General features: G+C 63.4%; 10 protein-coding genes and 1 pseudogene. 6 read left to right on the top strand and 5 right to left on the bottom strand.

All coding sequences use genetic code 11. From position 1 onward, the window contains the following. Positions 1-90: IS3 family transposase (locus tag KY084_RS16755; RefSeq protein ID WP_343228049.1), on the top strand; the 90-nt coding region annotated here is incomplete at its 5' end. 105 nt (positions 91-195) lie between these two features. On the opposite strand, the pseudogene KY084_RS16545 reads toward KY084_RS16755, so the two are convergent. Then, a pseudogene (locus tag KY084_RS16545) lies at positions 196-615 on the bottom strand (HEPN domain-containing protein); the annotation flags it as partial. A 484-nt stretch (positions 616-1,099) separates the two neighbouring features. Between KY084_RS16545 and KY084_RS16180 the strand changes: the two are divergent. Beyond that, a complete protein-coding gene (locus KY084_RS16180) occupies positions 1,100-1,552 on the top strand; it encodes a MarR family winged helix-turn-helix transcriptional regulator (protein WP_246587298.1) in 453 nt (150 codons plus the stop codon). After that, positions 1,549-2,370, top strand: coding sequence for an NAD-dependent epimerase/dehydratase family protein (locus KY084_RS16175; RefSeq protein WP_219239485.1), 822 nt, complete (start codon positions 1,549-1,551; stop codon positions 2,368-2,370). The genes KY084_RS16180 and KY084_RS16175 overlap by 4 nt, the downstream gene beginning before the upstream one ends. A gap of 306 nt (positions 2,371-2,676) precedes the next feature. Here the strand turns inward: KY084_RS16175 and KY084_RS16170 are convergent, their stop codons facing one another. Then, entirely contained in the window at positions 2,677-4,215 is a 1,539-nt protein-coding gene (locus KY084_RS16170) for an FAD-dependent oxidoreductase (protein ID WP_343228050.1), read from the bottom strand. Then, positions 4,205-5,356 (bottom strand): FAD-dependent oxidoreductase, encoded by a 1,152-nt coding sequence (locus KY084_RS16165; protein ID WP_219239483.1) that lies wholly within the window; start codon positions 5,354-5,356, stop codon positions 4,205-4,207. The genes KY084_RS16170 and KY084_RS16165 overlap by 11 nt, the downstream gene beginning before the upstream one ends. Before the next feature lie 79 nt (positions 5,357-5,435). On the opposite strand from KY084_RS16165, the gene KY084_RS16160 reads away from it, so the two are divergent. Continuing rightward, positions 5,436-6,128, top strand: a complete 693-nt coding sequence (locus tag KY084_RS16160; protein ID WP_219239482.1) for a TetR/AcrR family transcriptional regulator — start codon at positions 5,436-5,438, stop codon at positions 6,126-6,128. Positions 6,129-6,264: 136 nt separating this feature from the next. On the opposite strand, the gene KY084_RS16155 is transcribed toward KY084_RS16160, so the two are convergent. Then, positions 6,265-6,930 carry an O-methyltransferase gene (locus tag KY084_RS16155; RefSeq protein ID WP_219239481.1) on the bottom strand — a complete coding sequence of 222 codons (666 nt, stop codon included), beginning with the start codon at positions 6,928-6,930 and terminating at the stop codon, positions 6,265-6,267. A gap of 161 nt (positions 6,931-7,091) precedes the next feature. On the opposite strand from KY084_RS16155, the gene KY084_RS16150 reads away from it, so the two are divergent. Further along, positions 7,092-7,679, top strand: coding sequence for a TetR/AcrR family transcriptional regulator (locus KY084_RS16150; protein ID WP_246587297.1), 588 nt, complete (start codon positions 7,092-7,094; stop codon positions 7,677-7,679). An 18-nt stretch (positions 7,680-7,697) separates the two neighbouring features. On the opposite strand, the gene KY084_RS16145 is transcribed toward KY084_RS16150, so the two are convergent. After that, positions 7,698-8,150, bottom strand: a complete 453-nt coding sequence (locus tag KY084_RS16145; protein WP_219239479.1) for a MarR family winged helix-turn-helix transcriptional regulator — start codon at positions 8,148-8,150, stop codon at positions 7,698-7,700. A 66-nt stretch (positions 8,151-8,216) separates the two neighbouring features. Between KY084_RS16145 and KY084_RS16645 the strand changes: the two genes are divergently transcribed. Further along, the coding region (locus tag KY084_RS16645) for an FAD-dependent oxidoreductase (RefSeq protein ID WP_219239487.1) at positions 8,217-8,347 on the top strand (131 nt) is incomplete at its 3' end.

The raw sequence follows: 8,347 nt of genomic DNA, 5'->3' as shown, positions 1-8,347 counted from the left end.
CAGTACATCAACGGCTTCTATAATTCCCGGCGTCGCCACTCATATCTGGGTGGCATCAGCCCGCTCGCCTTTGAGGCCAAGGTGGCATAATGAGATAGGTGACCGGCGCAAAACCGTTACAAGTCCACATGCACAATACGTGAAGCCTATCAGGCAGTGATGATGCGCGAAAAGCGACGCTGGAATAGCGCTCGGTCAGGTTTTATCGGGTCTCGCCAGCGCATCTGCCTTCAGACCTTCGAGGCGCTCCGAACACACCTCGTGAACGACGCGACCGAGCTCCTCAACCTGCTCACCGAACCATTCGAGCTCGCCCCTGGTGATGCGGTAATGCTTCGAGTAGCGCGCCTTGACGCAGGCTTCCTTGAGCTTATCGAACAGCGCCCGGTCGCGGCGAATATCGCGCGGCCAGACATAGGCGAGGCGGCGATCGATGCGCTCGGCCTACGTACGCGGGAAGCCGAGATTATGCACATGGGGCGTATAGAAAGTGCAGACCAGCAGCACGCAGTGATACAGGCGTTCGCAGGCTTGGTGCAGCTGGAAGGCGGGGTTGTTGGTGCGGCCTTGGACACGGTTGAATTTGTAATTGTCGAAATACTCCTGCGCCAGTGCCGACACCGAAGGTTTTGCGTGATAGTGTCAATCTGATCGCCAAGAATGCGGTACGCGGCAAAGCCGATCTGATGGCGACCGAGTTCACTATTTCGGAGGCCGATGTTGATCTGCTTTGCGGTCTGCCTCGCGGCTGGTTCGAACGCGATGCCGCTGAGGTAGTATCGTTGAAGGCGCGAGAAGATATGATGCCGCCAAGGAGTGACGGGGCGGCCGAGATCATTCCTTTCCCAGATCGGCTTCGGTCTCGCTGAGACGGATATTCCCTGCCTTATCTTTTGGAGCCGGACAGTCGTCTAACGGCGCCAATGCCGCCTGTCACTGGGCTTGAATGAAGGGCAGGTTCCAATGGCCTCATCTGAGTAAGTGGATGGCCGCTTTTCAGGCGTTTCGCGAAACACTTACCGATCGTACATCGCGTAATCCGCCCATCGGGATTGACAATCTGCTAGCTATCTAACATATTTGTTTGATGGCTAGCAGATTGATTGATGGGCGCCATGGTGCGGTCGGCGCCTGGGCGAAGCGGTGCTACTTCGCGGGCCGCGCGGCAATGGAAACCATGCTGCGTCCGTTCGATGTCGGCTCGACGCAATGGTATATCTTGCATCAGCTCGTGCAGGAGGGGCCGACGATGCAGCGTGAACTGGTTCACCTGCTTCAGATCGAGCGCGCGACGTTGAGCGTCATCGCCGGTGCGTTAGTCCGAAAGGGCCTGATCGAACAGGTGACGGATGACAAAGATCAACGCCGCAAGCTGTTGCGCGCGACACCCGCCGGGACTGAATTGTGGCGTCAGTTGCCCGACCTTTCCACAGTCATCAACGAAGCAGCGTTCGCAGGCATCAGCGATGCTGACAAAGAAGCGGCCGTCCGGGTCCTGCGCCTGGCAACCGAGCGGCTCAATGCGTTCAGCGATCAAGGAAACAGCAAATGACCATTCTTGTGACCGGCGCGACGGGCCTCGTCGGAACGCGACTGCTGCCGCGCCTGATGGCCGCGGGCCACGATTGCCGGGCGCTCGTGCGCGCCGGTAAACCTGCGCCGCAGGGTGCCTCGGCAGCCTCGGGCGATCTGCTTGACCCTTCGACGCTACCGGCAGCGCTCGAAGGCGTGTCGGCCGTCATCCACCTTGCATCGGTGTTCCGCACGCAGGATCAGGACCTGATCTGGAGGAGCAATCTCGATGCCACGCGCAACCTGGTCACTGCGGTGCAGGACCATGCATCCGACGCCCGGCTCATCCTGGCAAGTACCGGACGCGTCTACGAATCGCAGGAACCACGCCAGCGCCCCGCGAAAGAGGATGACCCACTCGATCCAACCCCTGCCTATCCCGCAAGCAAGGTCGCGGCGGAGCAGGTGGTCCGCGACAGCGGGCTGAACTGGGCGATCATCCGCTTCCCGTTCGTTTATGGCGACGGCGATGGACATCTCGAAGCCATTCCCGCCCACGCGGCGGCCATCTTGCGGCATCCCGCCAGCCGGATGAGCACCATCCACCACCGTGACATCGCTAACGCGATGACCTTGGCCCTTGACGGCGCGATGGATCGCCGTGTCGTGAACATTGCCGACGACGTGCCGGTGTCGATGCTTGAACTGTGCGCGCTTGCCGGGGGAACGCTTGAAGACTCTGCGGAGCCGCTGAACGATCCATGGGCAGGACAGTGCGATACGTCGCTCGCCCGCAGTCTTGGTTTCAAGGCCACCGTCCGGACGATCTATCAGGCGGCTCAGGAAGGCCTTTTCTAGCCGGAAGCCAATTCCACCTCCCGGATTTGGACGAATAGGCCGATCAAACGGGGCCTTCCCCAAAGTGACCGCTCCCAACAGCGAAGAAGGAATGCCGCGATCTACCAGACGGGCGAGTTCGGGCCGAAAGTGTCAGCCTGAAGATTGCTGCGGAATGTTATCTCCAGTTTTCCAACGCCTGAGAGCAGTCTGGCCGCATCCAGCTCAACTGTCGCCGCCGGCACCGGCCTGAACGTAGGGCGGCTTTCGGGGATGGCGTGCGCCTTTTCAGGCGGCGTTGTCGTCCCATTGAGCTCAATCGCCCGGTCATCGAGCCTCATCGTGTGGCGGACCAAACCATCGTGTCGCGGCCCGAGCAGCGCATCGGAGATCGGAGGCTCCCTCGCTTGCCCAGGCGACCACACCGTCGGGGCGTACCACCACCGCGTTTAAACCCAGTCGATTGGTCGCGTCGCTGGCAACATAGGTCATCCGATCGCCCCACCGGCCCGCCAGCGCGCGAAGCGGGCCGTGAACATCGAGATCGAGGAGCACGCCCTTCCCGTCGACCATGAGTTCGCCCAGTCGCCTGCCGTCCGCCAGTGCGAAGTCGGGAGCGCTGCGACCCACCAACGGGTGGACATCACCCAGGTCGTAGCGGAGCGACACGCCTGACACGCGCTCGGCGAAGTAAGTCGCGCCGTCGCGCGTTTCGATCAGATCGCGGATGATCGCCTCGAGCGCGCGCGAACTCGGACTCGGCGGCATGATTGCGACTTGCGCCCGTGACCAATCGAGCACCTGCGCCCCGACCGGCCGCCGTTCGCTCTCGTAGCTGTCGAGCAGGCCGTCCGGCGCGTCGCCACGGACGGTCGCGGCCAGCTTCCACCCGAGGTTCATCGCGTCGCCCAAACCGAGGTTGAGGCCCTGCCCGCCAAGAGGGGAATGGATGTGCGCGGCGTCGCCTGCAAGCAGCACCTTTCCCCGGCGATAGGCAGTCGCCTGAAAGGCGCGGTCCGTCCAGGTCGCGGCGACATGAACCGCGACAACGGAGACTTCGGTGCCGGAAACGCAACGCAGCACAGCCTCGATATGCTCGCGCGTAATCGGCTCCGCCCGATGAAAGCCACCGCCGTCGAAGTCGACCATCGCGATCGTGCCGGGCGGCGTGAACGTATACATGCCGGTCGGCGTGTAGTGGCGCCCGGGGAGGAGCTTGTCCGACCCGGCCAGCTCGACCTCGACCGAATAGCCAGTGAACTCGGGTTCGGTGCCGGCGAACCCGAAACCTGCGGCCTTCCGCACCGTGCTGCGGCCGCCGTCGCATCCAACCAGCCAGCGGCCACGGAACACGTGGCCGCCCGCCTGGACGGTCACACCGTGGTCTGCCTGCTCAAGCGCCTCGACGCCGCATCCGCGCCGGATCTCGACGCCCATCGCCAAGGCGTGGGCGGTCAGAACGCTTTCCAGGTGCTCCATCGTGACCGCCATGCTGGTGCCGGCGGGGCCGGGCAGCCGATAGGGCCAGCGATCGGCATCGATCCTGTCCTGATAGAACTGGATACCGGCGAAATGGCCGGCCGGTCGCCGCTGCTGCTGCATCCAGTGCGCGCTGCCCGCCACGCTCTTGCCCGACCCGTCCCTAGAGTGCTCGGACATCCTGATGCTGTCGAGCATGCCGCGCCGGTAAAATGCCTCGATCGTCGGCGCGTTGAGGCCGCGTAGGCCGAACGGCAACCGCTTCATCGCGGAATGTGGGGCATCCGAGGTTTCAAGGATCAGAACGGTCAGGCCCGCCAGCCGCAATTCGCACGCGAGGAAGAGGCCGACCGGCCCCGCGCCTGCGATCAAGACGTCATAGGTCACTGGCGGCCCCAGAAACTCTGGCAAGGGCGTTAGTGAAGAAGTCGACGGCCGCAAACGGCGCATTCTCGGCAAACAGGAAGCGGAGCACCTCGTGCCCGTCCACGGCGGCGGCCGCGCCGCGCGGGAACATGTCCTTCTCGTAGGCAGCGAGCGCGGCTTCGATATTGCCGGGGTGCCGGGCGAGCGCGACTGCGAGTTGCATGCCATCGAACAATGCGAGGTTCGCGCCTTCACCGGCAGGCGGCGCCAGATGCGCGGCGTCGCCAAGCAGCGTCACACCGGGCACCCGGTCCCAACAATGTCCGGTCGGCAGGGTGTGCAGCATGCGCAGCACGGGCGATGTCTCGCTATCGGTGATCAGCGCGGTGAGCGCCGGCGCCCAGCTGGCGAACTCGGCAACGATCCGCCTCCTCGCCGCCGCGGGATCGGTGAAGTCGATATCGGCGAACCACGCAGCGGGTCTGTTCAGCGCAATATAGGCGTGAAGAACGCCACCCGCCTCTCGGTGGGCCAGGATACCTTGACCCGGCGCCAGCGCCATCAGCGCGCCGCCACCTACCGCTTCAGCTGCCGCCGGGTGCCTGACGTCGGCATCATACAGATATGTCTCAACGAACGACGTTCCGACATAGTCCGGCGTCGCCGCTGAGAGCAGGGATCGGACCTTCGACCAGGCGCCGTCCGCGCCGACGAGGAGGTCGCTGGTGACTGTCGATCCGTCGGTGAAGGTCAAGGCGTGCCGGCCACCCCCGAGCGATGTGACATCACTCAGCCGTTTGCCCCACCTGATCGTATCCGCATGCAGCGATTCGATGAGAATCCTCCGGAGATCTCCCCGGAGAACCTCGGGGCGTCCGCCGGCGCCATCGTCAGCCTGCTCGAAGACCACCGTGCCGTGGCGATCAAGCACGCGTGTTGCCTCGCCGCCCTCGTGAATAATCGCGCGGAACGCCTCGGTGAGGCCTGCGGCCGCGAGCGCCACCTGCCCGTCGTGCGTGTGGATGTCGAGCTGGCCGCCCTGGGGCCGGGCCTGCTCGGACGCGTCGGCTTCGTAGATGGTGGCGGCGATGCCGTGGAGGTGGAGTATCCGGGCGAGCAAGAGCCCGCCGAGGCCCGCCCCGACGATAGTCACGTGTGTCATGGACGACTTTCCATTGTAATGGAACAGCGTTCCATGAATTGTTATTGGAACATTGTTCCAGAGCTGTCAAGGAGCAATCATGATTTCGAAGACCCCGACACTCGAGCGGCGGACCAGCGCGCTGTCGAAAGAGGCGATCATCGCCGCCGCGATCGAGATTCTAGACGGTCAGGGTGAGACGGCGCTGACATTCCGCGCGTTGGCGGCCCGGCTCGCGACCGGCAGCGGCGCGATCTACTGGCACATCGCGGACAAGCAGGCGCTGCTTGCGGCCGCGACGGACCACATCATTGCCGGGATTACGGTCGACGAGGTCGTCGCGAAGGAGCCGCGACAGGCGATCCGAGCGTTCGCGCTCGGGGTGTTCGACGCCATCGACACCCACCCATGGGTTGGGGGGCAGTTGTCGCGCGATCCATGGCAGCACGCGGTGCTGCGAATCCTCGAGGCTGTTGGCGGCAGGGTCCAGGCGCTTGGCGTTCCCGCTGACGCGCAGTTCAATGTCGCAACCGCAATCATGAGCTTCATCCTCGGCCTCGCGGGCCAATATGCGCTCGGCGCCAGGATGTGCGAGGGCGGCATCGACCGAACCACGGCGCTGGACGAGATCGCGGCGCGATGGGCGCAGCTTGATCCCGAGAATTACCCCTTCGTGCGGTTAATCGCCACCCAACTGCCCGACCATGACGACCGGGAGCAGTTCCTCGCTGGCATCGACCTTCTCCTCGCCGGCATCGAGCCGCTCCGGCATGCGACGGCCCCCCGTGGATGATTAGTCGCAAGCGGACAACATGAATGAATGGTAGCTATCCGGATAGGCAGCCGAATTATTAAACGACCGGAATGTCGGCGGTAGACGCCGTAAGCCCAGCTCCTAAACCGGAGCCGGGCCGCTGATCGCTTCGAGATCAGCCGAGACGGATCGATAACTCCACGTCGTCGGTGAAAGGCATCGACATATAGCCATTCGCGATATTGCCGACGCGCTCCAGATATTCCGGGCAATAATCGGCATTGTCCGCGATCAGGATCGCGCCTGGGCGCAAGCGATCCTCCACCCGGTCAAGAATATCCGAGTAGAGCGCCTTCGCGCCATCAAGGAGCAGCAAGTCGATTGTCTCAGGCAGGTCCACCGCGAGGGTTTCGAGCGCGTCGCCTTCGCGGAATTCGACCAGATCGGCCAGCCCGGCTTCGGCGAGATTGGCCCTGGCCCTGGCGAGCTTGGCCGGCTCGAACTCGCTGGTGATCAGCCGTCCGCCGCCATTGTCGCGTAGCGCCGCCGCCAGATGGATCGTGGACAGGCCGAAGGACGTGCCGAATTCGACGACGGCGCGTGCATTGGTGGCGCGCGCGAGCATGTAGAGCAGGCCGCCCACCTCGGGCGACACCGGCAGTGCGTAGTCCTTCAGCCTGGCATAGAAATCGCGATAGTCGGTCTTGCTGCGCATCATCCGCTGATGCTCCTCACCGGTTGCGCCGGCAAAGACCGGGTTTCGGGCCGGCGGGTTGGCTTCAGCCTCGGCGAACAAGCGTGCGAGAAGAGGCGCCACGGGGGTGCCTGAAAGCGTGGTCATTGGGGTTCTCCGAAACGACAAGCGAGGGACTTGCCTGCCGCCCCGGAAAATACGACTAGTTCGTCAGCTTTGACTATTCGCATTGGCAGGACGCCCGTATGACAGCCGCTCGAAACACGCGCGTTTCCTCGCGAAAACAGCCAAAACAGGCACGTTCCAATTTGCTCGTCGAGGCGGTACTCGACGCTGCTATTCAGGTTTTGACGAAGGAAGGCGCGCAGCGATTCACCACCGCAAGAGTCGCCGAGCGCGCCGGCGTGAGCGTGGGCTCGCTCTACCAATATTTCCCCAACAAAGCGGCGATCCTGTTCCGCCTCCAGAGCGACGAGTGGCAACGCACCTCGGCGCTGTTGCGGAGCATTCTGGAGGATCCGGCCACGCCGCCGATCGCCCGGCTGCGCCGGTTGGTCCATGCCTTCATTCAATCGGAATGCGAGGAGGCCGCGATCCGCACTGCCCTGAGTGATGCAGCACCGCTCTATCGCGATGCGCCGGAGGCGATCGAAGCGAAGAAGGAGAATGCCGAGATTTTCCGGACATTCCTGAGGGAGGCGCTGCCGGGCGTTCCGGAGGAGGCGCGTGTGCTCGCGGGCGATCTGATCAAGATGACGCTGAGCGAGGTCGGCAGCAGTTTTTCGGAAACGCCAAGGACCGAACAGGAAATTGCTGCCTGGTCAGCGGCGCTGGCCGACATGCTCTGCGCCTATCTCGAACGGCTGAACATTGAGACGCCGGTGGCAGCCGGGTAGACTGTCGAAAGCAAACTTTTATCGCATGAGGTCATCGGCGAAGCGGCGAAGAAGTTTCCGTAAGTCGTCGAGTTCGGCATCGGTCCACGAAATCAGGATGCGATTGGCCAATCGCTCGCGCGCGGCGTTGAGCGCGGCAACCATTTTCCGCCCCTTTGCGCTGACGGTCGCCTCGCGAATGCGCTTGTCGGCGGCAGAAGCGCGGCGTTCGATCAGCCCAAGTTCCTCCAGCTTCGCCATCTGGCGGCTTATCGTCGTGTGGTCGCGCCCCGTTCGATCCGCAACCTCGACCACGCCGATGGGACCGTAGCGGGCAACGCTTGCGAGCAGAGGAAACAGCGCGCGATCAAGCGGAATACCGGCTTCGGCCACCAGCCGTTCATCACGGCTCGGCCGATTTATCTCCTCGACGAGATCGATGATGGCGGCGTGCAATCCCCGCAGGATTTCGGGATCGTGTGTATTATTCACCTTTTCGTTGTCCCGTCTACCCTTCCTCGATATGTGCATATTACACATTGACTCGCGGAGCTGCCAATGCCTTTCGATTTTGACATCCTGATAAGCGGCGCCGGTGCCGCCGGTCTTGCGCTGGCGATCGACCTTGCCCGGCGCGGCGTGCCGTTCCTGCTCCTCGAGCAGAACGACCAGCCGTTCGGCGGTTCGCG

Source organism: Stakelama flava (assembly GCF_019351405.1).
Lineage (GTDB): Bacteria > Pseudomonadota > Alphaproteobacteria > Sphingomonadales > Sphingomonadaceae > Sphingomonas > Sphingomonas flava_A.
Note: the sequence above shows the minus strand (reverse complement) of the source record. Positions and strands in the feature narration are given on the sequence as shown.